Here is a 26,330-nt window from a genome sequence, read left to right as displayed (position 1 = left end):
TTGCCGGAACAGCGGGGGACGTGGCCAGCCCCTCCCTTAGCCCCTGGCGCAACCGAGCGGCGGGAGACGGGGCCAATCCCTCCCTCAGCCCCTGGCGCACCCGAGCGGCGGGAGACGGGGCCAGTCCCTCCCTCAGCCCCTGGCGCAACCGAGCGGCGGGAGACGGGGCCATTTCCTCCCGTCGCCCCTGGCGCATCGGGCTGGCGGGCGCCGGGGCGTTTGGCCGGTTCGTCCTGACGGCCCTGGCGCCGCTGCCGGACGTGGAGCTGGCGGCGGTCGCCGCCCGCAGCGAGGCGAGCCGGGCCGCGGCGCTGGCGGCGTGGCGCGCGGCCCGGGAAGTGGCGGGGCTGCCGCCCGGCGCCCCCGAGGCCGTGGACGACGCCGTGGCGCTGGCGCAGCGACCGGACCTGGACGCGGTGCTGGTGGCCACGCCGCCCGACCTGCAACCGCAAGTGGCCGGGGCCGCGATCGCCGCGGGAAAGGCCCTGTTCCTGGAGAAGCCGGGGGCGCTGGCCGCGGAGCCGTTGCGGGAGCTGGCGCTGAGGGCCCGGAGCCGGGGCGTGGTCGCAGCGCTGAACTTCGTCATGCGGGCCAGCCCGCTCATCGCCTGCGTCCGCCGCTGGTACCGGGCCGGCCTGCTGGGGCTTCCGGAGCGGTGGCACGTGGAGAACTGGGCCGGCGGCGAACTGCCCCCGGACCACTGGTTCTGGGATCGCTCCCGCAGCGGCGGCGTCCTGATAGAGCACGGCGTGCACTTCTTCGACGAGGCGGCCTGGGTGCTGGGCGGTCGGCCCGTGCGGGCGTGGGGCGCCGACTGGCCCCATCCCCGCCATCCGGACGCGGCGGCACGGGCCCTGGCGGCGGTAGAGTACGCCGGGGAGCTGGACGGCCGGCCCTGGCACCTGGCCGCGACGTTCTACCACGGGTTCGTCCGTCGGCGGGACGAGCACCAGGTGCGGGAACTGGGCTTCACCGCCGGTTGGCTGCGGATCGAGGACTGGATCCCGCGCCGCCTGACCGGCGTCCTCCGGGTGGAGCCGGAGGCGGCCCGGGCGCTCCAGGAGGCCGCGGCGGACCTGGTTCGCGTGGAGGTCCGTCCCCTGCCGGACGGGCGCACGTGGGTCGAGGCGGCGGTGGCCGGCGGGGAGGCGACGTACCGGGAGATGATCCGGGAGGGGTTCGTCCGTCTTCGCCGGGCGGCGGAGGGCGAGGGCGAGCCGCTGGCGCCGCTCACGGCGGGCGTGGCGGCCCTGCAGGTCGCGGAGGCGGCATCCGCCGGCGGCTGGCGGGCCGTGGATGCATAGACGGTCGCCCTCGCCGGCGCGTGCAGGGTTCGCCGCCCCGGAGGCCGAAACTACCGGTCGGGTGATCACATGCAAGTGCGCGACCCCGTCCACGGGGACATCTACCTGACCGATGTCGAAGTCCGGGTGCTCGACACCCGCGAGATGCAGCGGCTCCGCTCGATCAAGCAGCTGGGCACGGCCCACCTGGTCTTCCCCGGCTGCGTCCACACCCGGTTCGACCACAGCCTGGGCGCGCTCCACATGGCGCACCGCCTCATGGAGTCGCTCCGGCTGAACGGCTTCACGATCGCGCCCGAGGACGCGCAGCTGGTGCGGCTGGCGACCCTGGTGCACGACGTAACCCACATCCCCTACGGCCATACCTTCGAGGACGAGCGGCAGATCTTCCCGCGCCACGACGCCGGCCCCCGGCTGGAGCACTTCCTGGGCATCCAGAGCGAGCTGGGCCGGGTCCTGGCCGCGTCGGGCTACCTGGACGGGGTGAAGGCGATCCTGACCGGGCGGCCGCCCGCGCCGTGGATGGGCCAGATCGTCTCCTCCACCATCGACGCCGACCTGCTGGACTACCTGCGCCGGGACTCCTTCTTCGCGGGCCTGCGGATGAACTACGACGACCGGGTCCTCTCCTACTTCATCAAGGAAGACGGCCGGCTCCTGATCAACATGGTCAAGCACGGGCTGGACCGGCCCGACGCCCGCACGGAGATCATCCACCTGCTGCGCATGCGCTACGTCCTGACCGAGCGGCTCTACCTGCACCATGCGAAGATCGCCGCCGGTGCGATGATCTCCAAGGCGGTGGAGCTGCACACCCGGCACACCGGGCTTCGGGAAGAGGCGCTCTACGGCCTGGGGGACCAGACCTTCCTGGACCTGCTGGCCCGGCTGCCGGGGCCTGGGATCATCCAGCAGCTGGTGGAGGGGGTCATCGAGCGGCGGCTGTACAAGCGGGCGTACGTGCTCTCCGGGGACACCCTGGGCCCGGAGCGGGATGCGTTCATCGCCCGGTACGGGGGCCAGTCGGCGGCCCGGGAGGAGCTGGAGGAGCAGATCGCGAAGAAAGCCCGGCTGAAGCCGGGCCAGGTGATCGTCTACTGCCCCAAGGCGAGCTACTTCAAGGAGGTACAGGTACCAGTCCGCTCCCGCCACGGGGTCGGCCCGCTGCTGGAGCTGGACCGCTCGGGCGAGGTGGCCGCCATGGCGAGGCAGTACGAAGGCCTTTGGCGGACGTACGTCTTCTGCCCGGCCGACAAGGTGGATGCCGTGCAGCGGGCGTGTGAGAAGGTCTTCGGGTACGAGAGCGAGTACCGGTAGTTGCGGCGTGCAGACACTGCGCAAGGACATGGACGAGGCGCAGCGGCTGATGCCCAATTCCCCGGGGCTCCGCGGCCTGCTCGCGGCGGCGGCCCCGTATCACTGCAACCGGTGAACCAGAAGGCCCCGGCGGGCGGGCAGCTGCCCTTCCCGGCCGGGGCCGCTTGCGCGGTGCTCTCGCGTTACTCCCTCAACTTCGCCACCGTCACGCCGTCGCCGCCCTCGCCGACGCCGCCCAGCCGGTACGACTCCACCCGGCGGTCGTGCCGCAGGGCCTCGGTGACTGCCTTGCGCAGGGCGCCGGTGCCCTTGCCGTGGATGATGCGCACCTGCGGCAGGCCGGCCAGCACGGCGTCGTCCAGGAACTTGTCGACCCGCTCCAGGGCCTCCTCCACCATCAGGCCCCGCAGGTCGACCTCCGGCGACATCTCCCGCGCCTTGGAGACCGCCAGGCCCTTCCCGTGGGTGCGCATCCGCGCGGGCCCCCCGGCCCCCGCCGCGGGCTGCTCCTCCGACGCCCGCTCCAGGTCGGTCAGCGAGACGGTCATCTTCAGGATGCCCGCCTGCACCAGCACGTTGCCGTCGGCGTCGGGCTCGGAGAGGACGTACCCGGTGGTGTCCAGCGAGACGACGCGCACCTTGTCACCGGGCTTCAGCCCCCGGGGCACCTCGCCCCGGCGGCGGGCCCGCTGCTCCTCCTCCGTGGGCTCCACGGCCTGCCGCGCCCGGGCGAGCCGGCTGCGGGCGGACTGGATGGCCTGCATCCGCTCCGCCTCCCGCTGCTCCCGCAGGGCCTGCTTCAGCTCGGCGATCACCGCCTCGGCCTCGCGGCGGGCCGTGGCCAGGATCTGCTGCGCCTGGGCCCTGGCCTTCTCCACCGTCTCGGCGGCCTTGCGCTGGGCGTCGCCGTAGCGCCGCTCGTACTCCTCCCGCATGCGCTGGGCCTCCGCCCGGAGCCGGTGGGCCTCGGCCCGCTCCTTCTCCAGCTCGGCCCTCGTGGCATGGATGCCCTGGATCAGGTCCTCCACCCGCTCCTGCTCCTGGGTCAGGAACTGGCGGGCCCGGTCGACGATGTGGGGCGAAAGCCCCAACCGCCGGGAGATCTCGAACGCGTTGGACGAACCGGGCACCCCGATGAGCAGCCGGAAGGTGGGCCGGAGCGTCTCCACGTCGAACTCCACCGAGGCGTTCTCCACCCGGCTGCGGGTATAGGCGTAGGTCTTCAGCTCCGAGTAGTGGGTGGTGGCCACCGTCTTCGCCCCGCGCTTGTGCAGGTGCTCCAGGATGGACATGGCGAGGGCGGCGCCCTCGGTGGGGTCCGTCCCGGCCCCGAGCTCGTCCAGCAGCACCAGGGCAGGGCCTTCGAGCGCGTCCAGGATGCGGATGATGTTGGTCATGTGGCCGGAGAAGGTGGAAAGCGACTGCTCGATGGACTGCTCGTCGCCGATGTCCACAAAGACCTGCTGGAACACGCCGACCCGGGTGCCGTGGCCCGCGGGCAGGTGCAGGCCCGCCTGAGCCATCAGGACGAACAGCCCCATGGTCTTCAGGGCGACGGTCTTGCCGCCCGTGTTGGGGCCGGTGATCACCAGCGTGTCGAAGGTGATCCCGATGTGGACGTCGATGGGCACGACCCGCCCCTTCAGCAGCGGGTGGCGCCCCTTGTGGATCTCCAGGATGGGCTCCCGGACCAGCTCGGGTTCGGTGCAGTCCAGGTCCAGCGAGAGCTTGCCCTTGGCCGAGGCGAAGTCGATCTGGGCCACGGCCTGCAGCGTGTCCAGGAGCGCATCGGCCTCGCCGGCCACCAGGCTCGAGAGGCGGGCGAGGATGCGCTCCACCTCCTCGTGCTCCTTCAGGGCCAGCTCCCGCAGGTCGTTGTTCATCTCGACGATCGCCATCGGCTCGATGAAGAGCGTCGAGCCGGAGGCGGACTGGTCGTGGACGATGCCCGGCACCTGCGCCCGGTACTCGATCTTCACCGGTACGACGAAGCGGCCCTCGCGGATGGTCACGATCGGGTCCTGGAGGTACTTGGCCGCCGATCCCCTGACGAAGGCGTCCAGCCGCTCCTTCATGCGGTTCTGCAGGATGCGCATCGAGCGGCGGATCTCCGCCAGGGCCGGGCTGGCATCGTCCCGCACCTCGCCGTGCTCGTCCACCGCCTGCCGGATCTCCGCCTCCAGGTGGTGGAACGTGCCCAGCATGCGGGAGAGCGCCGTCAGAATCGGCAGCCCTTCCTGCTCCTCCAGGAAGCGCTTCAGCCGCCGGCTGCTGGCCGCGGTGTCCGCCACGTCCAGCAGATCGCCGGGGTCCAGCACGCCGCCGCGCACCGCGCGCTGCACGTGCGCGCGAAGGTCGTGCAGCCCGCCCAGCGGGATCGCGTGGCCACCCTCGTAGAGCCGCCGCGCCTCGCTGGTCTCCGCCTGCCGGTGCTGCACCTCCAGGAAGTCGGTCGCGGGCGCAAGTGACTCGACGACCTCCCGCCCCAGGGACGTCGCGGTCCGCTCCGCCAGCATCTCCTTGATCTTCGCGAACTCCAGGGTCCGCAGGGTGCGTTCATCCATGGCGATGATGTGTCCAAGCTCCTCTCATTTCGCAAACGGCAAATAACCGGCCCCCAGGGTTCAGACGTGGTAGACCGGATTTTGTTCCGGGGCCGGACGGGGGCCGGACGCTACCCCACCACGTCCAGGATCGCCGGGGCGATGTCCTCCAGCGAGCGGATGCGCCCGGCCACGTCGGCCGCGCCGGGCCCCCGCACAATGGTCGCCACGGGGTTGGTGGTGTGCTGCTTCACCGACAGCTCCTCGATGTTGCCGTGGTCCGACGTGATCACCAGCAGGTGATCGGGCGGCAGGGCCTCCAGCAGGCCCGCCAGGAAGCCGTCCAGCCGCTCCAGTACCCGCCGGGCCTCCGCCATGTCCTGAGCGTGGCCCGCCTTGTCGGTGAGGAAGTGCTCATACAGGGTGAAGTGGTGCTGCGCGGCCACCCGGGCCGCCCGCCGCCCGGCCTCCGCGGGGTCGACCGGATCCAGGTCATAGCCCAGCTCCCGGAGGAGGTGGTGGTCGATGTCAAAGCCGACCGCCTCCCCCCGCCGCAGCTGGTCGAAGTCACGGAAGACCTGCAGCCCGGCGGCCAGGGCGGCCACGGTGGACGCCGAGGGCCGGTAGCGCCGGTCCGGGTGCTGCGGCTGCCCCGCGGCCACCCACGCGAAGAACTCGGGCCGGAACGCGTTCAGAAAGGTGGCGGAGAGCCCCCGCTCCACCACCCGCTTGAAGATGGAATGCTCGTTCAGGATCGCCTTCAGGCTGGGGGTCGGATAGGCGTTGAGATGCCGCCCGATCGCCTGTGCCCCGTTCCGGCCGGTGAAGATGGTGGTCTGCCCCGTCGCGCTCTGAGGCAGGCCGGGAACGCCCAGGCAGGCGTCCGTGGGCACCGCGGCCACGTCGGCCCCCCGGAACGGCACCGCCCCTCGCCAGAGCGGCCTTCCGCCCAACAGGGACCGGAAGGCCGGCATCGCCGCGGTCATCAGCGGGTTGCGGTCCGGGTCGTCGTCGCCCAGGCCCAGTCCGTCAATGAAGAACATCATCACCTTCACGGTACCACCTCCGGCCATCCGGCTGCCGGGGTCGGGCATGGGCCTCGGCGGACGGCTTCCCCGCCGCGGCGATGGCGTCCCGCACCGCCCGTTCGACGGCCTCCTGCACCACGCCCGGCAGCCGGCGGGCCAGCACCCGCTCCACCACGAGCTCCACGTCCCGGGGCGTCGCCGGTCCGGCCTCCCGCTTCAAGATCACGCTGATGCCCCCGGCCTGTTCCATCCAGGCCTCCTTGACCTCCGACACGTCCTCCACCTCCTTGTGGCGGAGGGCGGTCATGAGGTCGGCCATGGACACCCGCTCTTTGAGAAGATTTCGCCTCAGCACCCGGCCATCCTTCACCAGCAGCGTGGGAAAGCCCTCGGTCCACCGCTCGAACGACTTCCAGTGGAGGTTGACGGTGGTGAGGGCCACGTGTAGGCCGCCGAGCAGCGCCACGGGGATCAGGCCGTGCAGGAAGTCGACGTCCAGCTCGCCGATGGGGATGGCGGCGACCTCGCCGATCATGATCATCATGGCCAGGTCAAACGGGGCCAGGTTGGCGATGGAGCGCTTGCCGGTCCACCGGACGACGATCATGACCAGGATGAACGTCAGGACCGTCCGCATGAGCAGCACCGGCACGTGCTGGATGAGCTCCTTCGCCCAGTCACTGGTGAAAATCTGCGCCAGGATCCACACCCTCGGTTCCACGCCCCCTTCCCGCGGGTCCCGTCGGACCGCTCCCTTAGGATACCCCGGGGAAGACGTTCGGAACGGGCGGGAACAGGGGTCAGCCGCCGGCCAGCTCCGCCGCGAGCTCCTCCCACTCCACGTAGAGCCGCTCCAGCTCGTCCCGGACAGCGTTGTATTCCGCGACGGCCTCCCGGCCCGTGGCGCTCCGGTAGATGTCCGGGTCGGCCATCCGCTCCTCCAGCTCGGCCTTCCGCTGCTCCAGCCGCTGGATCTCGGCCTCCAGCCGGCGAACCGCTTCCGCCGCCTTCCGCTCTTCCTTGCGGGAGCGCGCCGGCCTGCGCCCCGCGCCGTCCTGGCCTGCGCCCGACCGCGGCAGCTCGGCCCGCCCGTCCGCCCCGGCGGCCGCAGCCGCCTGCGCCGCCAGGAGCGCCTGCCGCTCCTTCTCCTCCCGGTACGCCGTGTAGTTGCCCTCGTAGACGGCGATGCCCTCAGGCTGGCCGAACTCCCAGACGTGGGTGGCGATCCGGTCCACGAAGAAGCGGTCGTGGGAGACAAACAGCACGGTGCCCGGGTAGGCCCGCAGCGCCTCTTCCAGCACCTGCTTGGACTCCAGATCCAGGTGGTTGGTGGGCTCGTCCAGCAGCAGGACGTTGGCGCCGCTCACCATCAACTTGGCCAGGATCAGCCGGTTGCGCTCGCCGCCGGAGCAGTCGCCGATGCGCTTCAGGGCGTCCTCACCGGAGAAAAGGAACTGTCCCAGCAGGGAGTGGGCGTCGTACCGGGTGAAGCCCGGCAGCGCCATGATCTCCTCCAGGCAGGTGCGGCTCGGGTCCAGGTCGTCCAGGTCCTGGCTGAAGTAGCCCCGCTGGACGCCGACGCCCCAGCGGTAGGAGCCGGCGCTCGGCTGCACGAGGCCGTGGATGATCTTCAGGAAGGTGGTCTTGCCGGAGCCGTTGGGCCCCACCAGGGCGATCCGGTCGCCCTTCTGCACGGTGAGGTTGGCGTTCCGGAACAGGGTGCGATCGCCGAAGGACTTGGCCAGCCCCTCCACGACGAGCACGTCGTCCCCCGACTCGTAGTCGACATCAAAGGACAGTCTCATCGTGCGCCGCTTCACCTGCGGCCGCTCCATGAGCTCCATCTTCTCCAGCTGCCGCTTGCGGGACATCGCCTGGCCCTTGCGGTTGGCGTTGCTCCGCCACTTCTCGTAGAAGGTCCGCAGCCGCTCGGCCTCCCGCTGCTGCCGCTCGTACGCGGAGAGCCGGGCCTCCAGCCGCCGCTTCTTCTCCTCCACGTAGTACGAGTAGTTGCCGTGGTACATGTCGCAGGTGTGGCTGTCGATCTCCAGCGTGCGGCTGATCACCCGGTCCAGGAAGTACCGGTCGTGGGAGACCAGGATGGCCGCGGACTTCACCTGCCGGAAGTAGCCCTCCAGCCACTCCACCGCCTGCAGGTCCAGGTGGTTGGTGGGCTCGTCCAGGAGCATCAGATCGGGCTCCGCCAGCAGGATCTTCGCGAGGCCCAGGCGGACCTTCTGGCCGCCCGACAGCACCTCGACCGGCTTCTCCAGGTCCGCCTCGGTGAAGCCGAGGCCGAAGAGCACCGCCCGTGTGCGCGCCGGCGCGTCGTAGGCGCCGGCCGCCTCGTAGAGCGCCGTCACCCGGGTGTACTCGTCCATGACGGCCTGCAGGGCCTCCTCGGACTCCGCCTCCCCCATCCGGGCCTCCAGCTCCCGCAGATCCCGCTCCCACTTGGCCAGATGGCTGAACACCGACCGGGCCTCCTGGAAGACGGTCCGGCCGGGGGTGAACTCGGGGTCCTGGCTCAGGTAAGCCACCCGGGTACCGGCGGGCATGATGATCCGCCCCTCGTCGTACTCCATGCGGCCGAGCAGGATGCGCAGCAGGGTGGTCTTTCCGGCCCCATTGGGGCCCACGAGGGCCATCTTCTCGCCCTCGTTCAGCAGGAACGAGATATCCTTGAAGAGCAGGTCAACCCCCCAGTACTTGGTGAGCCCCTGCACGGTCAGAATCGCCATCGTGCAACGCTCCTTCCGTCATCCCCCGCGAAGGGCCATCACGGTTTCGGGGGACGGCAGGTGTAGGGGCCGCACAGACACGCAAAAGCCGCGGATAAGCCCTCTTACCGCGGCGCACGAGAGGCGCGGTGGCGAGGCTTGCCGCCCTGACTGCTGGTCGTGGTCCCGTCCTGCCGTCCAAAAGGGCACACGTCCCCCTTGGTGCGCTACGCGCGTGCGGCGCAGACCGGAAGCACGACCATCAGCATCATGTGCGGTCTCCTCTCCCCCCGCTTCGCATAGATTAATTTGATGATATGCTGTCGGCACCGTCCGTGTCAAGGCACGGCCGCGGCGGAGGAAGCGCAGCCCGGAGGGCCATAAGGAAAGCAGGTGTGCCTCCGCACACCTGCTTTCCTTATGGTCGGGGTGACAGGATTTGAACCTGCGACCTCACGGTCCCGAACCGTGCGCTCTACCAAGCTGAGCCACACCCCGGAGTATGCTGTAAGCGACGCGTCGTGCCCGGCGAGAGGCCATGAGCGGTGCGTCCCGGACAGTGAGACGTGAGCGGCGGGATCCGCCGGTCACGTCTCACGGCCCATCTGGTCGGGCTGACAGGATTTGAACCTGCGACCTCTTCCACCCCAAGGAAGCGCGCTACCAAGCTGCGCCACAGCCCGATTCTACACGCCCAGGCCGGGAGTTTCCCGGCCCGGGCCTGGCGGAGAGGGTGGGATTCGAACCCACGGTACGGTTATCCCGTACACAGCATTTCCAGTGCTGCACCTTCGACCACTCGGACACCTCTCCAGGTGTTGGCGCGCCGGGCAGGATTCGAACCTACGACCACCTGATTCGTAGTCAGGTACTCTATCCAACTGAGCTACCGGCGCATGCCGTCCGGCCGCGGTCTCAGACGGCCGGACTCTGGTGGAGCTAAGGGGATTCGAACCCCTGACCTCGTGAGTGCGATTCACGCGCTCTCCCAACTGAGCTATAGCCCCAGGTGAATGATGAAGGTTGAATGGCGGAGGCGACGGGATTCGAACCCGCGATCTCGGCCGTGACAGGGCCGCATGTTAGGCCTCTACACTACGCCTCCGTTTTCCGTCGCGGACGAAGCGTATTATAACAAGACACCGTGTATTATGCAACCCCTGGTGGACCGCGTAGGACTCGAACCTACAACCTGCCGATTAAGAGTCGGATGCTCTACCAATTGAGCTAGCGGTCCGTCTGGAGCGGGTGATGGGAATCGAACCCACGTCTTCAGCTTGGGAAGCTGACGTTCTACCATTGAACTACACCCGCAAGTCGCCCCGGCGGTTGGGCGTCGCCGTTCCGCCGGTCGGCAAGAAGTAATGATACCGCAAATGAACCGCTCATGCAAGCGGTCCCGCCGAATCAGCACTTGCCTGCAAAATCGCCGGCGCAGCGCACGGAACGTGCCACACTCCGTCAAGCCGGCGGGCCGTACAGGTGGCAGGCCACCCACCGCCCCTCGCCCAGCAACACCGGGGCCGGCCGGTCCGTCCGGCAGACGTCGCCCACGACGGCCGGGCAGCGGGGGTGGAACGGGCAGCCCGGCGGCGGGTCCAGCGGACTGGGCGGCGCCCCCTGCAGGATGATCCGCTCCCGCCGGCCCTGACCCGGCGCGGCCGAGAGCAGGGCGCGGGTGTAGGGGTGCAGCGGCTCCTCAAACAGCGGCTCGGTGGGGCTCAGTTCCACGATCTGCCCCAGGTACATCACCGCCACCCGGGTACTGAGATGCCGGACCACGCTCAGATCGTGGGAGATGAACAGGTAGGTGAGCCCCAGCTCCTGCTGCAGGTCCTCCAGCAGGTTGATGATCTGGGCCTGCACCGACACGTCCAGGGCAGAGACCGGCTCGTCCGCGACGATGAGCCGGGGGTGCATCGCCAGGGCCCGGGCGATGCCGATGCGCTGCCGCTGTCCGCCGCTGAACTGATGGGGATAGCGGTCCAGGTGCTGCGGAGAGAGCCCCACCCGTTCCATGAGCGCGGCGGCCTCCTCCTGCCGCTCCCGCCTGGACAGGCCCCGCAGCGCGAGCGGCACGGCGAGGATCTGCCGCACCGTCTTGCGGGGGTTCAGCGAAGCGTAGGGGTTCTGGAACACGATCTGGGCCTGCTGGCGGAAGCGGCGCAGGCCGGCCGCGTCCAGCCGGAACACGTCCTGGCCGTCGAAGCGCACCTCCCCGCGGGTGGGCTCGTACAGCCGCAGGATCGTCCGGCCCAGCGTGGACTTGCCGGAGCCGCTCTCGCCCACCAGCCCCAGCGTCTCCCCCTGCTGCAGCGCGAACGAGACGCCGTTCACGGCCTGGACCACCCGGTGTCCCTGGCCGGTCAGCGCCCGGCTGAGGAGGCTGCGGGGCAGCACGAAATGCTTGTACAGATCCCGGACCTCCAGGAGGGGTGCGGCGCTCATCCCACCATCGCCTCCTCGGCGCGGATGCAGCTGACCCGGCGGCCGTCGGGCATCGCCCGCAGGGGGATCTCCTCCTCCCGGCACTGCGGCAGGGCGAAGGCGCACCGGTCCGCGAAGGCGCACCCCCGGGGCAGCTGCGTCAGGTCCGGCAGCGAACCCGGGATCGGCTCCAGCCGGCCCCGCCGGCCGCCCCAGCTGGGCAGGCAGCCCACCAGGCCCCGGGTATAGGGGTGGCGCGGGGCGTTCACCACCTGCTCCGCCGGCCCCACCTCGACGATGCGCCCGGCGTACATCACGGCGATGCGGTCGCAGAACTCGGCGGCCAGCCCGATGTCGTGGCTCACCAGCAGGATGGCGGTGTGCCGCTCCCGGTTGATCTTCTTCAGGAGGTCCAGGATCTGCGCCTGGATCGTCACGTCGAGGGCGGTGGTGGGCTCGTCGGCCAGCAGCAGCCGGGGATTGCAGGCGAGGGCGGAGGCGATGAGCACCCGCTGCAGCATCCCGCCGCTGAACTGGTGCGGATACGACCGGTACCGCTGGGCCGCGCCCACGATCCCCACCGCCTCCAGCAACTCGATCACCCGGGCGTGCTCCTCGGCCCGCGACCGGCAGTACCGGTGCACCCGCAGGCTCTCCCGGACCTGCTCGCCGATGGGCAGCGCGGGGTTGAGCGCGGTCATGGGATCCTGGAAGACCATGCCGATCTCGTAACCGCGCACGGCCCGATACTCCTTCGGGGTGAGCCGCGTGAGCTCCCGCCCCTTCAGCCGCACGGACGAGCCGGGCAGGATGCGGCCCGGCCGGGCGATCAGGCCCATCACCGCCAGCAGGACCGTGGATTTGCCGGACCCGGATTCGCCGATCAGCCCGACGATCTCGCCCGCCTCCACCTCCAGGGTCACGCCGTCCACCGCGCGCAGCGGCCCGCGGGGCGAGGGAAACTCCACGGACAGGTTCTCGATGACCAGCAGCTTCTCCACACCGCTCCCTCCCTTACCGCTGCAGCCGGGGATCCAGCACGTCCCGCAGCCCCTCGCCCAGCAGGTTGATGGCCAGCACCAGCCCCACGATGGCCAGGCCGGGCATGGTCGCGACCCACCAGGCGTTCAGCATCTGGTCGCGGCCTGCGCTCACCATGGATCCCCACGCCGGGATCGAAGGCGGGATGCCCAGCCCCAGGAACGAAAGCGACGCCTCCATGATGATCATGTAGCCCATGCGCAGCGTCGCCAGCACCAGCAGCGAGTGGTAGATGTTGGGCAGCACCTCGCTGAAGATGATCGCGGCCGGGCGCCGGCCCAGAGCCCGGGCTGCCTCGACGTACTCCTTGGTGTTCTCGGTCAGCATCTCGCCCCGGGCCAGGCGGAAGAACTCGACCCAGGCCTTGAAGCAGAGCGCCAGGATGAGGTTCCCGAATCCCGGGCCGATGATGGCCATGGCGAAGATGGTGAACAGCAGATAGGGGAACCCCATGAGCAGGTCGGCCAGCCGGGAGAGGATCCGGTCCACCCAGCCCCGCCAGTACCCGGCGATGCACCCCAGCAAGGTGCCCACCACCAGGGAGATCGCGACGGAGATCAGCCCCACCAGCAGCGAGACACGGGCGCCGTAGAGAATGCGGGAAAAGAGGTCGTACCCCAGCTGGTCGGTGCCGAGAGGGTGGTTCAGGCTCCCGCCTTCCAGGAAGGCCGGGGGCCGGAGCCGGTTGGCCAGATCCATCTCCCGCGGCCCGTACGGCGCGATCACGGGCGCCAGGAGGGCGGCGAGGGCGTAGAGCAGGATGACGACCAGCCCCACCGCCGCGCTGGGGTTGGCGAACAGGCGGCGCCAGAAAGCCATCTTCCACCTCCTCTAGAGTTCCAGCTTCGGGTTTAGCTGCGTGTAGAGGATGTCCACGAGCAGGTTGGCCAGGAGGAACGTCAGCGCGTAGAGCATGACCGCCCCCTGCACGAGCGCGTAGTCGCGGGCGAAGATGGCCCCGACCACCAGCCGGCCCAACCCCGGCCAGCCGAAGACCGTCTCGACGATCATGTTGCCGCCCAGCAGCACCCCGAGCTGCAGCCCCGTCACCGTCACCGTCGGGATCAGGGCGTTGCGCAGCGCGTGGCGCAGCACCACCTGCCACTCGGGCACCCCCCGGGACCGGGCGGCCGTGACGTAGTCCATATGCAGCGCCTCCAGCATGGACGAGCGGGTGACCCGGGCGATGATCGCCGTCAGTTCCGCACCCAGGGTCACCGCGGGCAGGACCAGGTGGCGCAGGGCGTCCTTCAGCAGCGCCCAGTCCCGGGCGAGCAGCGCGTCGAGCACGTAGAACCCGGTGAGATCCGGCGGCACGAGGCCCGCGGAGAGCCTGCCCTGCACCGGCGTCCAGCCCAGGTGCACCGAGAAGAGCATCATCGCCATGATGCCCAGCCAGAAGGCCGGCATCGAGATCCCCAGGAACGAGAAGCCCATGGCGAGCCGGTCGAACCAGGAGTTCCGCTTCACCGCCGAGACGACCCCGATGGGCAGGCCGACCAGCAGGGCAAAGGTCAGCCCGGCCAGGGCCAGCTCGACGGTCGCGGGGAAGGCCTCCCCGATGATCGCGGCCACGGGCCGCTGCTCCCGGAAGGAGTATCCCAGGTCGCCGCGGAGCAGCCCCCGCACGAAGATGGAGAGCTGCTCCGCCAGCGGCCGGTCCAGATGAAGCTCGCGGCGGAGCGCGTCGATCTCGGCCTGGGAGACGTTGCCGGCCTGCCCCATCATGATGTCGACCGGGTCGCCGGGCAGGAGGCGCACGAAGGCAAAGACGAGCAGCAACATCAGGATCGACATCGGCAGGGCAGTCAGCACCCGCTCCAGTATCCGAACCGCCTTCACGCCGTCCGCCTCCTCATCCGTCTAGTCCGTCGCGTAGCCGGCCTCCTGCAGCAGCTGCTTGGCGAGTTCCGGATCGTACTTCAGCGGCTCCACCGTCGGGTCGTAGCCGAAGCCGCTGGGCAGCATGGCGGTGGCCACCCGGTGCGCCCGACCGCCGTAGATCTCCCGCAGGATCGTGTCCCAGTCGATGGCGTGGTTCAGGGCTCGGCGCACCCGGGCATCGGGGATCAGGTTGTTGTTCAGCTCGATCATGTACAGGCGCGTACCCTGGGTGGTGTGCACCCGCACATTGGGATCGGATTCCAGGAGCGGGATCTGGTCGATGGGCACCTCCTGGATGATGTGGACCTCCCCGGCCTTCAGGGCCGCCACCCGGGTCGAGGGCTCCGGGATCATGCGGAAAGTGACGGTCTTCAAAGGTGCGGGCCCGACGGGCGTCAGGGCATCCGAGCCGCCGTAGTAATCGTCGAACCGCTCCAGCACGATCTCGGAGTCCACCTGGCCCCGCACGAACTTGAAGGGCCCGGTGCCCATCGGGTTCGCGGACAGGGCCTGGGAGGAGCCCATCCGCTCCACGTGGGCCTTGGACACGATCTGGGTGTGCGGCAGCAGCTGGAGCCAGGTGGGGAACGGGTACTCCAGGGTGAACTTGACTTCGTAATCGCCCAGCTTCTCCACGGACTTCAGGGGGCCGAGGAGCCCAAGGCGCGGCGACTGCTGGCCGTCGATGCCGTCGGGCGCCATGATGCGCTCGAAGGTGAAGACGACGTCGTCCGCCGTCATCTCGGAGCCGTCGTGGAACTTGACGCCCTGCTTCAGCTTGAAGATGTAGGTCGTCGGGTCCGGCTGCTCCCAGGACTCCGCCAGCTCAGGGACGACTTCGCCGTGGGGTGTGCGGGTCACCAGGCCGTCGTAGATGTTGCGGATGACCGTCTCGGTATCCCGGTCCCGGTGGTTCGCCGGGTCCAGCGACTGGAGCCGGTCGGTGCGCATGCCGACCACCAGCGAGTCCGCGCCGGTGCGGCTCACGTCGTGGAGGTTGATGCGGCTGTCCATCGCCGGGACGAAGCCCACCACGTCGGCGGTGGTCGCCTCGACCACGTCCATGTAGTAGCCGAAGATCCACGGCGCGTCCTCGATCAGGATCTGCTGCGCCTGCTCGTAGGCCCTGCGCCGGGCCTCAGGATCCGTACCGGACGCCCCCTCATCCAGGAGGCGGTCCACCTCGGGGTTGGAGTAGAACGAGTAGTTGCCCCGGTCGCCGGTCTTCAGCTTGGGCACGGCCAGGTCGTAGGGGTCGAAGGTGGAGCTGCCCCAGTCCTGGGTGTAGGCCATGCGGGTCCCCTGCTGGATCTCGGCCAGCAGGGCGTTCTTCTCCCAGATGCGCACCTCCGCCTGCACGCCGACCTGGCGCAGGTAGTTGGCGACGGCCTCCGCCTCGGGAATGCGGCCCTGGAACGTGTCGATGGTGATGGACAGCCGCCGGCCCTGGGTCTGCTGGGTCTCGCCGGGATCGCTCCTCTGCCCCGACGAGCAGCCGGCCGTCACCAGCAGGCCCGCGGCCATCGCAGCCGCCACCAGTCGGATCGCTCGTCCGCGCGTCTGCAACTCTTCCCCCTCCTCCTTGTCCTCTCGCCTCCGGAGAATGTAGGCGCGCCGCCGCTCCGCCCTGGACGGGGGCGGCCGCGCGCCATCTTCCAACTTGCAAAGGTCGGACAAGTTGCTGGATTCGACGGTCCCCCGCCAAACCCCTTCCGCACCGCGGGCAGGAATTGGAATCGTTGGGCAACTCCCTCCGGGCCCCACCCCCGGTCAGAGGCCGGACGCGCAAGCCTTAGCCGGCCGCCGGGCCGCAATGCAACAGGAGGGGGTTATGACCCCCTCCTGTCGGCTGCACGGGACCGGCGTCAGCTCCGCAGCTCGGCGCCCAGCGCCTTCAGCGCCTCCCGGACCCGGTTGTGCACCGGCTCCAGCTCCTCGTCCGTCAGGGTGCGGTCGGCGGCGCGGTACACCAGCCGGTAGGCCAGCGACCGCCTGCCCTCCGCCACCCGCTCGCCCTGGTACACGTCGAACAGCCGGACCTCCTCCAGCAGGTCGCCGCCGGCCTCCCGGATCGCCGTCTCCAGCCGGTGGGCGGTAAGGTCGAGGTCGACCACCACGGCCACGTCCCGAGTGACAGCGGGGAAGCGGGGAACCGGGCGGTACACCGCCTGGGGCAGCATAGCCTCCATCAGCGGAGCGAAGGCGAGTTCGGCGACGTAGACGCGACCGGGCAGCTCCCACCGCTCCTGCACCTGCGGGTGCAGCTCGCCCAGCAGGCCGACGGGCTTGCCGCCGACCACCAGCGCCGCCTGCCGGCCCGGGTGGAGCGACGGGTGCGCGCTGCGCTCGAAACGCGCATCCGGCACGCCCAGCTCCGCGAGCAGGTGCTCGACCACGCCCTTCAGGGCGAAGAAGTCGGCGGGCCGCTCGGGGCTGTTCCAGCCCAGCGGGGCCAGGTTGCCGGTCATGGCCAGGCCGATCATCAGCGGCTCGTCGGGGAGTTGCTCGCCTTCCACCGGCCGGTAGACGTGGCTGATCTCGAAGATGGCCAGGTCCCGCACCTGCCGGTTGGCGTTGTACCGCACCACGTCCAGCAGGCACGGCAGCAGCATGGTGCGCAGCGTGGACCGGTCCTCGTACATCGGGTTCGCCAGCGCAAGGCAGCGCCGGTTCGGGTCGTCCTCCGGCAGGGCGAGCATATCGTAGACCCGCGGGTGGGTCAGCGAGTGCGTGAGCACCTCGGTGAGGCCCGCGGCGGCCAGGGCGCGCCGGGCCGCCAGCTTTACCTCGCCCTGGCGGCTTCGCCCGCCCCGGTGGGAGGAGAGCACCGGCAGCTCCAGCGGGATCGCGTCGTACCCCTCGCACCGGGCGATCTCCTCGATCAGGTCCACCTCGACGGCGACGTCGCTGCGCCGGGTGGGCACCACAACCACCAGGATGCCGTCGGAGGCGCCACCGGGCGACACGCCTTCGCCGGACGCTGCGGCCTTGCCGTCGCTTTCCCCTCCGCCCAGCAGCGCTTCCAGCCGGCTGCCCGCGTCCTCCACCTCCGCCCAGGCGGCCTCCGCCCACGTGCGGTACACCACCGGGTCAGACGGCACGGGCGAAACCTGGTGCAGGGCCGTCCAGACCGGGTGGCCGCCCAGGTCCTCCCCCGGCTCCTCGTCGGACTCCGGCGCGCCCAGGGCCAGGTCCGCCGCCAGATCGGCGGGCGTCAGCACGGCCATGCCCAGGCTGCGCAGGTGCTCCGCCATCCGCTCCGGCGTGAGCTTCAGGCCCGTGAGGGCGTTGGCCCGCTCCGTGCGCAGCAGGATCACCGGCGGGACGGCCGGGCGGGGACAGACGTCCACGTGGCCGGCCACCACCGTGCCTCCGGCCAGCTCGGCCATGAGCTGGGCCGCGCGGTCGGCGGCCGCGACGCACCCCGACGGGTCGACCCCCTTGGTGAACCGCTTGGAGGCCTCGCTCGGCAGGTTGTAGCGCAGGGACGTGCGCCGGTTGTTGATGTTGTCGAAGTGGGCCGACTCGATGAGGATGTCCGCCGTCTGGTCGGTCACCTCGGAGTCCTCGCCACCCATGACGCCGGCCAGGGCCACCGGCCGCTCGGCGTCGGCGATCACCAGGACGCTTTCGTCCATGACCCGCTCCTGGCCGTCCAGCGTGGTGAACCGCTCACCGGTGCGGGCGCGGCGGACGATGATCCTCTGCCCGCGGATCTGCGCGTAGTCGAAGGTGTGCAGCGGCTGGCCGGTCTCCAGCATCACGAAGTTGGCGATGTCGACGATGTTGTTGATGGGCCGCATGCCCGCCGCCCGGAGCCGCGCCTGGAGCCAGAGCGGCGAAGGCCCAATCTTCACCCCGCGCACCACCCTGGCGACGTAGCGGCTGCAGAGGTCCGGGGCGTCGATCTGCACAGCGATCAGGTTACGCACGTCGGTTCCGGGCGCGTCGGGGGTGTACGTCGAAGGCCGGTTCACCTCGCCGCCCACCAGTGCGGCCACCTCCTGCGCCACGCCCAGCATCGACTGGCAGTGGGCGGCGTAGTTGGCGGTGAGGTCCAGCTCGAAGATCCAGTCGTTTAAGCCCAGCACCTCGGCCACGTCCATGCCCGGCTCCAGCCCCGGCTCCGGCGGCAGGATCAGGATGCCGTCCGCGTCATCGCCCACCTGCAGCTCCGCCTCCGAACAGAGCATGCCGTGGGAGTCCAGACCCCGCAGCTTCTTGACGCCCATCGTCACGCCGCCGGGAAGCTTCGCGCCGGGGACGGCCGCAGGCACCAGCGCCCCGACGGTGACGTTCTGGGCGCCGGTCAGGATCTGGAGCACCCGGCCCCCGCCCACGTCCACCTGGCAGACCCAGAGGGTGTCCGCGTTGGGATGGCGCTCCATCGCCACCACCCGGCCGACCACCACCCCCTCCACCCCGGGGTTGGCCCTGACGACGTTCTCCACCACCACGCCCCGGGCGGTCAGCCGCTCCGCCAGCTCCTGCGGAGAGAGGCCCACCTTCACGTAATCCTTCAGCCAGTTGTACGAAACGCGCATCGCTCACGCCTCCCCTCGCCTAGAACTGCCGCAGGAACCGCATGTCGTTGTTCACGAAGTGCCGGATGTCCTCGATGCCGTACATCAGCATCGCCACCCGCTCCGGGCCGTAGCCGAAGGCCCAGCCCGAGACCTCCTCAGGGTCGTAGCCGCCGGCGCGCAGGACGTTGGGGTGCACCATGCCCGAGCCGCCGATCTCGATCCAGCCCGAGCCCTTGCACGTGCGACAGCCCTTGCCGCCGCAGAAGATGCAGGAGATGTCCATCTCCGCCGATGGCTCCGTGAACGGGAAGTAGGAGGGCCGGAGCCGGATGCCCACGTCCGGGCCGAAGAGCGCCCGGGCCATCTCGGTGAGGGCGCCCTTCAGGGACGCCATGGTGATTCCCTTGTCGATCACCAGCCCCTCCACCTGGTGGAACATCATGGCGTGGGTGGCGTCCTCGAAGTCGCGGCGGAAGACCCGGCCGGGGCAGATGATCTTGACCGGGGTCCTGCCCCTGGCGACCTCCAGCATGTACCGGATCTGCGTGTTGGAGGTGTGCGTGCGCAGGAGCACCTCCTCGGAGAGGAAGAGAGAATCCTGCGCATCGCGGGCCGGGTGGCCCTTGGGGATGTTCAGGGCCTCGAAGTTGTACCAGTCCGTCTCCACCTGGCGCGACTCCGCGACCTCGTAGCCCATGGCGATGAAGATCTCCTCGATGCGATGGATCACCTGGTTGAGGATGTGCAGGTGGCCCCGGCGCACCGGCGCTCCCGGCAGCGTGACGTCGATCCGCTCGGACGCGAGGCGCGCCTGCAGCGCGGCAGCCGCCAGCTCTGCCTCCCGGGCATCCAGGGCCGCCGTGATCGCCTGCTTGATCTCGTTACCCAGGGCGCCCATGGCCTTGCGCTCCTCCACCGTGGGCAGCCTGCCCAGGCCGCCCAGGACCTGGCTCAACTCCGACTTCTTGCCGAGGTAGCGCACGCGCATCTCCTGGATTGCCCCGACGTCGGCTGCCGCGGCGATGGCGGCGAGCGCCTCATCCCGCAGCTTCAGCAACTGGTCCTTCATGAGGCCACCTCCGAGAAACAGCAATACTAAAATGAGCGCCTCCGTCCCCCGATCGGGACGAAAGCGCTCGCTTCCGCGGTACCACCCGAATTGAGCCCGTTTCCGGGCTCCCCTCATGGCCGGCGCCAACACGCCGCCCCTCGGTAACGGGAGGGCCCCGTCTCCACCTAGTGGGCCGGGCGGCGGCCGTTCAGCGGAGAGGCTCCGGAGGGAACTTCGCTCGACTGGCGGAGAGCCGGCTTTCAGTCTGGGCGCGGCCTCCCTGGACACCGCCGGGTCGGCTACTTTCCTCCATCACAGCCTGTGCACCATCTCAGCAGCAGGTCGCTACGGACTCGTCACTGCACGGTGAAACGCTTGTAGAGCAGGTAGGCGATAACGGAACCGGTGTTGGAGAAGATGGTCCAGAAGACCTCAGCGGCCGCTGAATTGGACATGCCGCCATTCCCTCCCTCTACCCTCGTTCCATGCACCTGATGGCTGTAAGTATACCACAGCGGAAATGCCACAGCAAGGCTGCAACACATAACCGCGCTAAAGGGCATGGCGAGGGCACGGCGGCGCCGCTTTCACCGGTCCGGCAGCAACCCGACAGCCAGCTCGGCGTTCAGCCGGGCCAGCGGAATCAGCCGGTCCATCTGCCGCAGGAGGTCGGCACGGACCTTCTCCGCGTCGGCGAGGGCACGCCGGCCGGCGGCCGCCACGGCGGCCGGATTCAGCCCGCCCGTGCTGCCGGCGGCCTCGTGGCCGATCTGGCGCAGGAAGGCGTCGTTCTTGGGGTCGTATGAGATCCCCACCAGCGGCACGCCGCTCATCGCCGCGAAGACCAGCGAGTGGTAGCGCATGCCGATCAGCAGGTCGCACCGGGCGATCACGGCCCGCAGGTCCTCGTATGTATACGGGCCGTTCAGCACCACGGCCGGCGCGCGCATGCAGGCGACCACCGCCCGGCTGGCCTCCACGTCCTTGACCTGCTGCATGGGGATGAAGACCACCTGGGCGCCGGTCTCCCCGGCGAGCCGGTCCAGGGCCTCCGCCAGTCGGGGTTCCAGGGGCTCGCGTCCCGGCTTCCAGGGCCGCACGGACACGCCGATCACCGGCCGGCTCACGTCGACCCCGGCGCCGCGGAGCAGCGCCTCGCCGGCAGCCGGATCGGCGGGGCCCAGCACCAGTGCGGCGTCGGCGGTCACCGTGACCGGCGGGCGGGTGACGCCCAGCCTGCGGAAGGTCTCGGCGGCCTCGGCATCCCGGGCGGTGATGAGGGCAGCGCGGTTCACGATGAGCGGCACCAGCGCCCGGCCGAGCGGGCGGGTCACGGGGCCGATGCCCTGGGCGCAGAACATGACCGGCTTGCGGCGAAGCCGGGCCATGGTCGCCAGGCCGAGGTAGTAGATCAGCGAGCGGCTGCTGGTCACGTCCTGCAGCAGGCTGCCGCCGCCGAACATGACCAGGTCGGCCCGGCCGATGGCCTCCCAGATCCCCCGGATGTCGCTGCGGCTCACAGCGCCGATGCCGTGGAGCCGGCGGGTCTGGGACGCGGTGCCGGAGATGGCGGTGAAGGTCACGTCGGGCCGCAGCTCCCGGATGGCGCGCCTGAGGCCCGCCAGCATCGCCTCGTCGCCGGCGTTGTGGAAGCCGTAGTATCCGGCGATCAGGATCTCAGCCACGGTGACTCCTCCTTTCCGCCCCGGTCATGCCCTTCGCCTCGCCAGCCGCCGGTATGCCTTTGACACGACCTCGGCCCCCTCCCGGTCGCCGAACAGCAGCGCCAGGGCCACGTGCACCACGACCACCGCGCCCAGGGCCGGGAAGAGCCGCACCACCTGCGCGACCAGCCCGTCGCCCGGCGCTGCGCGGGCGATGAGCCCGTACAGCCCCCAGCCCGCAAGCCCGCCGGCCGCCGCAGTGGCCAGGTGCACGCCCAGGCTCCGCAGGATCTCCCGCCCGCCGATGTAGGTCAGCCGCTTCCGGAGTTGCCAGAGCAGGAACCCCACGGAGACCAGCGTGGCCAGGGTCTGGCCCAGGGCCAGACCCCCGTGCGCGAGGGGGCCGACCAGCGCCAGCTTGAAGACCAGGCCGAACGCCACCAGCCCGGCCGCCGCCCACGCGGGGGTGCGGGTGTCCTGCAGGGCCCAGAAACACCGGTTGAGGAAGTCCTGCCAGCCGAACAGCAGGATGCCCGGCGCGTAGAAGAGCAGGGCGTAGGCGGTGAGCCGTGTCGCCGCGGGGTCGAACGCCCCCCGCTGGAACATGAGCTGCACGATGGGCTCCCGGAACAGCAGGAGCCCCACGGCCATCGGCAGCAGCACGAAGCTGAGCATCCGCAGCCCCCGGGCGAGGGTCGCGCGCAGCTCGTCGGCCTGCTGGTCCGCGGCCTGGGCCGCCAGCGTGGGATAGAGCACAGTGGCGATGGAGGTGCCGACGACCCCGTAGGGCAGTGAGTTGACCCGCACCGCGTAGTTCAGCGCCGAGATGGAGCCCTCGGCAAGACCCGAGGCCAGGAAGCGGTCGAAGAAGTCCTGGACCTGGATGATCCCCGTGGTGATCAGGACCGGCACGATGAGCCGGCCCACCTTGGCGAGGCCGGGATCCTCCCAGTCGACGGCGGGCCGCCAGCCGATGCCCAGCCGGCGGAGGCTCGGCAGCAGCATCAGGGCCCCCAGCGCGGCCCCGGCCACCACGGACCAGGCGACCCAGCGGATGTGGGCCGTCTGGGACACGACCAGGAGGGTCAGCACCACCGGCAGGTTGTTCACCAGCCCGACGAAGGCGGGGGCCGTGAACCGGTGGTGGGCGTTGAGCACCGCCGTGGCCACACCGCCCAGCCCCATGAAGAGCAGCATCGGCAGCATGGTACGGGTGAGCGAGACCGTCAGGGCATGGGCGTGTTCGGGGAACCAGGGCACCAGGATCGGCACGAACCATGGCGCCAGGGCCCAGCCCAGGGCCAGCAGCGCCAGGGCGAACAACAGGGTCAGGTTCGTGACGCTCACCACCAGCCGCCCGGCGGCCTCATGCCCCCGCCGCTGCACCACCTCGCGGTAGACGGGGATGAAGACCATCACCACGCCGGCGCTCACGGTGAGGAACAGCGAGTAGGGCAGGTCGTGGGCGGTCACGTAGGCGTCGGTGGTGTAGGTCGCGCCGAAGCGGGCGGCCAGGAGCATCTCCCGGACGTAGCCGAGGATGCGGCTCAGCACGGCGGCGGCGGTGATGATGGACGCCGCCTTCACCAGGGAGCGCGGGCTGCCGGACGTCATGGGGCGATCAACTCCTCGTACAGCGCGGCGGTCTCCGCCGCCATGCGCTCGGCGCTGAACAGGGCCCGCGCCCGCTCCCGCCCGGCCGCGCCCATCCGGGCCGACCGCTCCGGGTCGGCCAGCAGCATCCGGATCGCCCGGGCCAGGCCGTCCGGATCCTCCGGCGCCACCAGGAGGCCCGTTTCGCCATCCACCACCACCTCGGGAAGGCCGCCGGTGCGGGAAGCCACCACCGGCCTGCCGGCCGCCATCGCCTCCACCGCCACCAGCCCCAGACCCTCCGACCGGGACGGGACCACGAACACCCCGGTGCGGCCCAGGAAAGCCGGCACGTCGTCCACGAAGCCGACCAGTTCGACCGGCAGCCCCTCCGCCTCCACCCGGGCCGCCAGGGCCTGCCGCTGGGAGCCGTCGCCGCCCAGGAGCAGCCGGGCCTCGCCCCGGAGCCGGGCCATGGCCTCCAGGAGCACGTCGAACCCCTTCTCCCGTTCCAGCCGCCCCAGGGCGCCCACCACTCCCGCTACCGGAGGCGGCGCCTGTTCATACGGCCCGAGGTCGACGCCGCCGGGGATGACCCGTACCGCCGCGGGGTCGGCCCCCTGCGCGATCAGGGCATCCCGCACCGCGCCGGACACTGCGACGATGCGGTCGGCAAAGCGGCGCACGGCCAGCCGTCGCAGCCAGGCTCCCGGGCTCCGGACCTGCACCGAGGCCTCCACAGCGGCGGCGAGCCCGTGCTTGGTGTAGACCACCCGGGCGCCGCCCAGCCGGCCGGCGATGCGGCCGGCCAGGGCGCCGTGGGTGTGAACGACGTGCGGCCGCCACCGCCGGATGAGCCCGACCAGCTCCCTGAGGCCGGACCAGGAGAGCGAGCGGTCCGCGCCCGCGTACGGGAAGACCGTCACGCCGGCGCGCCGCAGGGCGGCAGCCAGCGCCCCTTCGGGGCAGGCTGCCGCCACCGTGAACCGTTCCGCAATCCGGGGCTGGGTCAGCAGGGTGAGCACGTACCGGCCGGCACCGCCGATGTTGGTGTCGCTGCAGACGTGCAGCACCCGCGGCAGGTCTCGTCTTGCGTCCGTCAAGTCGCTCGTTCCTCTCTGTGGCCTGCTGCCAGGCCCGCCCCCAGGCCCGCCAGGGCCCAGAAGGCAAACAGGATCTTGGGATTGTACCACACGTAGTCCACCAGGCCGTGGACCAGGAGGCCGGTCAGGGCGCAGGGGACGGCGGCGAGGATGTAGCTGCTCTGCCGGTCTGCGCCGACGACGAAGGGCCGGCGCAGCGCGGCCAGGAGCGCCCAGACCGCGGCGATGAGGCCGAGGATGCCCATCTCGGCGAAGATCTCCAGCGGCACGTTGTGGGCGTGCGCCGCCCGGGCCTCGGACAGCATGAAGGCCTGGTAGCCCTTCGCAAACGCCTCGGCCCCGGCGCCCACCCCCAGCACCCAGTGCTCCCGCAGCATGGCCAGCACGCCGATCCAGATGTTCACCCGATACTGGTTGGACGTGTCCGCCAGCGAGAAGGCCGAGAGCAGCCGCGTGAGGATGGCGTCCGGCGCCGCCAGGAGGAGCGCCAGTCCGCCCAGCGCCAGGAAGACGGTCCAGCGGCGGAAGCGCAGCAGCACGAAGAGCCCCAGGGCGCCGGCCGTGGCCAGCCAGCCGCCGCGGGAGCCGGTGAGCAGGAGCGTGAGCAGCATCATCGCCACCGGCAGGGCCAGGGGCAGCTGCCGGCGGGGGTTCTGCAGCCAGAGGCCGATCGCCGGCGGCAGCAGCAGCGTCATGTACTCCGCCAGGTAATTGGGGTTGCCCATGCTGGCGAAGACCCGGATCACCTGTCCCGCCTGCTCGGGGTCCACCCAGGACTCCTCGACCTGCGGCGGACGGAACACCTGGTACACCGCCCAGAGGGTCATGAGCATTGCCCCGGCCAGCACCGGCCCCAGCAGCGCCGCCGCGTCCCGGGAGGTGCGGACCTGGTCGGCGACCAGCCAGAAGAGCAGGCCCGCGGTCAGCCAGATGATCAGGTTGCGAAAGCTGGCCGCCGGCGCCAGCGACTGCACGGCGGCCGCGCCGACCACCAGGAGCAGGAAAGACAGCGGCAGCAGGGCCGAGGGCGCCCGCCAGTCAAACTCGCCCCGGGCGAAGCGGACCAGCACGGCGAGGCCGGCCAGCGACCAGACGCCGGCGATCATCGCGGCCGTGGAAAGGCCGGACAGGGTGTGCGGCACCAGGGGCAGCAACCCCAGCAGCAGCCCCAGCAGGTAGACCACCGGCGACGTCGGCCGGTCCTCCGCCTCGGCCGGGGCCGGCGCGACGTCACCGGCGTAGCCCCAGAACAGCCCCCACAGGTGGCTGCCCGCAAGGAGCCCCCCCACCGCCCGGGCGACGCGGCCGCCCAGGGCCACCAGCAGGCTGGTCTCCCAGAGCCCCCGGAGCCACGGCCCGGCGGCCCGGCCGACGGCCTCGGCCAGCCGGCGGAGCCCCCCGAGGGCACGGCTCACCGGCCCGTCGCCGTCGCCGGACCGGGGCCAGTCCGAGTACCAGAACCGGCCGATCAGCGAGCCGGCGAAGACGCGCGCGCAGAAGGCGCCCAGCGCGGCAAGGGCCCGCCCCGTCAGGCTCGCCTCCCACACCCCCAGGAACCACGCGGCCAGCCGACCGACCAGGCTTGTCTCCCAGACATCCAGAAGGGGTGACCGTACCATGTGACCGGCCCCCTACCGCTCGGGCGGATTCAGGTCGAAGGCCACCGTCGTCCCGGTGGCGGCCCAGAACGCGCTCTTGTACTGGTTGCTCCGCCCCACCTTCACCTCGATGCCGCTCATGGTGACGCCGTTGGGCGAGACCCGGGCGGGCCCGCGCACGGTCACGTACAGGTCGAAGTGGGTGTCGGACTCGTGGGGAACGATGCCGTCCGGCATCTCGCGCACGACGACGGCCGGCTCCCACCAGGCGTCGACGATCTGGCCCATGCGGGTGTTGGACTTGCTGTCGTACACCTCGTCGCCCACCTGGATGGCGTCGATGGTCCACTGGGTCACGGCCGGGATGCGGAGGGTCATCTCGATCACCTGGTCCTGCCCGGTCGGGGTCGCCGCCGGGCCCGTCAGGGCCCCGTAGACGAACCGCCCTGCGACGGCCAGGATTCCCAGGAGCACCACCAGGTCGAGCAGGTTGATCTTGCCGAAGAGCCGGCCCTTGTTGTCGATCAGCAC

The 26,330-nt window shown here is 70.6% G+C and carries 18 protein-coding genes and 8 tRNA genes; 2 read left to right on the top strand and 24 right to left on the bottom strand.

Annotated features, from left to right (window positions below):
* Window positions 1-20 precede the first annotated feature (20 nt).
* Together STH_RS05730 and STH_RS05725 are read left to right on the top strand one after the other, a co-directional pair.
* Complete coding sequence (locus tag STH_RS05730) at window positions 21-1,304, top strand: Gfo/Idh/MocA family oxidoreductase (RefSeq protein ID WP_011195249.1); 1,284 nt, start codon at window positions 21-23, stop codon at window positions 1,302-1,304.
* A 69-nt stretch (window positions 1,305-1,373) separates the two neighbouring features.
* Window positions 1,374-2,621, top strand: a complete 1,248-nt coding sequence (locus STH_RS05725) for an HD domain-containing protein (protein WP_011195248.1) — start codon at window positions 1,374-1,376, stop codon at window positions 2,619-2,621.
* A 182-nt stretch (window positions 2,622-2,803) separates the two neighbouring features.
* Here STH_RS05725 and STH_RS05720 read toward each other — a convergent pair whose 3' ends face one another.
* From STH_RS05720 to STH_RS16995, 24 genes are all read right to left on the bottom strand, one after another.
* On the bottom strand, window positions 2,804-5,185 hold the full coding sequence (locus STH_RS05720) for an endonuclease MutS2 (RefSeq protein ID WP_011195247.1): 2,382 nt from the start codon (window positions 5,183-5,185) through the stop codon (window positions 2,804-2,806).
* 110 nt (window positions 5,186-5,295) lie between these two features.
* On the bottom strand, window positions 5,296-6,210 hold the full coding sequence (locus tag STH_RS05715; RefSeq protein WP_242654601.1) for an alkaline phosphatase family protein: 915 nt from the start codon (window positions 6,208-6,210) through the stop codon (window positions 5,296-5,298).
* Entirely contained in the window at window positions 6,194-6,913 is a 720-nt protein-coding gene (locus tag STH_RS17865) for a DUF421 domain-containing protein (RefSeq protein ID WP_148205497.1), read from the bottom strand. Before STH_RS17865 ends, STH_RS05715 begins: the two co-directional genes overlap by 17 nt.
* Window positions 6,914-6,992: 79 nt before the next feature.
* Window positions 6,993-8,933, bottom strand: a complete 1,941-nt coding sequence (locus STH_RS05710; protein WP_011195244.1) for an ABC-F family ATP-binding cassette domain-containing protein — start codon at window positions 8,931-8,933, stop codon at window positions 6,993-6,995.
* 400 nt (window positions 8,934-9,333) lie between these two features.
* Window positions 9,334-9,410: transfer RNA gene (locus tag STH_RS05705), tRNA-Pro, on the bottom strand.
* A 108-nt stretch (window positions 9,411-9,518) separates the two neighbouring features.
* Window positions 9,519-9,595 (bottom strand) — tRNA-Pro (locus tag STH_RS05700).
* A 39-nt stretch (window positions 9,596-9,634) separates the two neighbouring features.
* Window positions 9,635-9,725 (bottom strand) — tRNA-Ser (locus STH_RS05695).
* A gap of 6 nt (window positions 9,726-9,731) precedes the next feature.
* Window positions 9,732-9,808 (bottom strand) — tRNA-Arg (locus STH_RS05690).
* A 35-nt stretch (window positions 9,809-9,843) separates the two neighbouring features.
* Window positions 9,844-9,919 (bottom strand) — tRNA-Ala (locus STH_RS05685).
* Window positions 9,920-9,940: 21 nt separating this feature from the next.
* Window positions 9,941-10,017: transfer RNA gene (locus tag STH_RS05680), tRNA-Asp, on the bottom strand.
* Between the two features lie 56 nt (window positions 10,018-10,073).
* Window positions 10,074-10,149, bottom strand: a tRNA-Lys gene (locus tag STH_RS05675).
* A gap of 3 nt (window positions 10,150-10,152) precedes the next feature.
* A tRNA-Gly gene (locus STH_RS05670) sits at window positions 10,153-10,226 on the bottom strand.
* Window positions 10,227-10,373: 147 nt separating this feature from the next.
* A complete protein-coding gene (locus tag STH_RS05665; protein ID WP_011195243.1) occupies window positions 10,374-11,360 on the bottom strand; it encodes an ABC transporter ATP-binding protein in 987 nt (328 codons plus the stop codon).
* The gene (locus STH_RS05660) at window positions 11,357-12,340 is read right to left on the bottom strand and encodes an ABC transporter ATP-binding protein (RefSeq protein WP_011195242.1); all 984 of its coding nucleotides are present in this window, start codon (window positions 12,338-12,340) and stop codon (window positions 11,357-11,359) included. Before STH_RS05660 ends, STH_RS05665 begins: the two co-directional genes overlap by 4 nt.
* Before the next feature lie 13 nt (window positions 12,341-12,353).
* Complete coding sequence (locus STH_RS05655) at window positions 12,354-13,199, bottom strand: ABC transporter permease (RefSeq protein ID WP_011195241.1); 846 nt, start codon at window positions 13,197-13,199, stop codon at window positions 12,354-12,356.
* Window positions 13,200-13,211: 12 nt separating this feature from the next.
* On the bottom strand, window positions 13,212-14,222 hold the full coding sequence (locus STH_RS05650) for an ABC transporter permease (protein ID WP_011195240.1): 1,011 nt from the start codon (window positions 14,220-14,222) through the stop codon (window positions 13,212-13,214).
* 21 nt (window positions 14,223-14,243) lie between these two features.
* On the bottom strand, window positions 14,244-15,830 hold the full coding sequence (locus STH_RS05645) for an ABC transporter substrate-binding protein (protein ID WP_242654580.1): 1,587 nt from the start codon (window positions 15,828-15,830) through the stop codon (window positions 14,244-14,246).
* A 299-nt stretch (window positions 15,831-16,129) separates the two neighbouring features.
* Window positions 16,130-18,808, bottom strand: a complete 2,679-nt coding sequence (gene pheT, locus STH_RS05640; RefSeq protein WP_011195238.1) for a phenylalanine--tRNA ligase subunit beta — start codon at window positions 18,806-18,808, stop codon at window positions 16,130-16,132.
* A 19-nt stretch (window positions 18,809-18,827) separates the two neighbouring features.
* On the bottom strand, window positions 18,828-19,859 hold the full coding sequence (pheS, locus tag STH_RS05635) for a phenylalanine--tRNA ligase subunit alpha (protein WP_011195237.1): 1,032 nt from the start codon (window positions 19,857-19,859) through the stop codon (window positions 18,828-18,830).
* A 569-nt stretch (window positions 19,860-20,428) separates the two neighbouring features.
* Window positions 20,429-21,526, bottom strand: a complete 1,098-nt coding sequence (gene csaB / locus STH_RS05630; RefSeq protein WP_011195235.1) for a polysaccharide pyruvyl transferase CsaB — start codon at window positions 21,524-21,526, stop codon at window positions 20,429-20,431.
* Window positions 21,527-21,550: 24 nt separating this feature from the next.
* The gene (murJ, locus tag STH_RS05625; protein ID WP_011195234.1) at window positions 21,551-23,119 is read right to left on the bottom strand and encodes a murein biosynthesis integral membrane protein MurJ; all 1,569 of its coding nucleotides are present in this window, start codon (window positions 23,117-23,119) and stop codon (window positions 21,551-21,553) included.
* Window positions 23,116-24,201 carry a glycosyltransferase family 4 protein gene (locus tag STH_RS05620; protein ID WP_148205496.1) on the bottom strand — a complete coding sequence of 362 codons (1,086 nt, stop codon included), beginning with the start codon at window positions 24,199-24,201 and terminating at the stop codon, window positions 23,116-23,118. The genes murJ and STH_RS05620 overlap by 4 nt, the downstream gene beginning before the upstream one ends.
* Window positions 24,198-25,820 carry an O-antigen ligase family protein gene (locus STH_RS05615; protein WP_011195232.1) on the bottom strand — a complete coding sequence of 541 codons (1,623 nt, stop codon included), beginning with the start codon at window positions 25,818-25,820 and terminating at the stop codon, window positions 24,198-24,200. Before STH_RS05615 ends, STH_RS05620 begins: the two co-directional genes overlap by 4 nt.
* A gap of 12 nt (window positions 25,821-25,832) precedes the next feature.
* Window positions 25,833-26,330, bottom strand: a complete 498-nt coding sequence (locus STH_RS16995) for a DUF4330 domain-containing protein (RefSeq protein ID WP_011195231.1) — start codon at window positions 26,328-26,330, stop codon at window positions 25,833-25,835.

The sequence above is a fragment of the Symbiobacterium thermophilum IAM 14863 genome (assembly GCF_000009905.1).
GTDB classification, from domain to species: Bacteria; Bacillota; Sulfobacillia; order Symbiobacteriales; family Symbiobacteriaceae; genus Symbiobacterium; species Symbiobacterium thermophilum.
The sequence above is the reverse complement of the archived record's forward strand: the minus strand, read 5'-3'. Positions and strand labels throughout refer to the sequence as shown.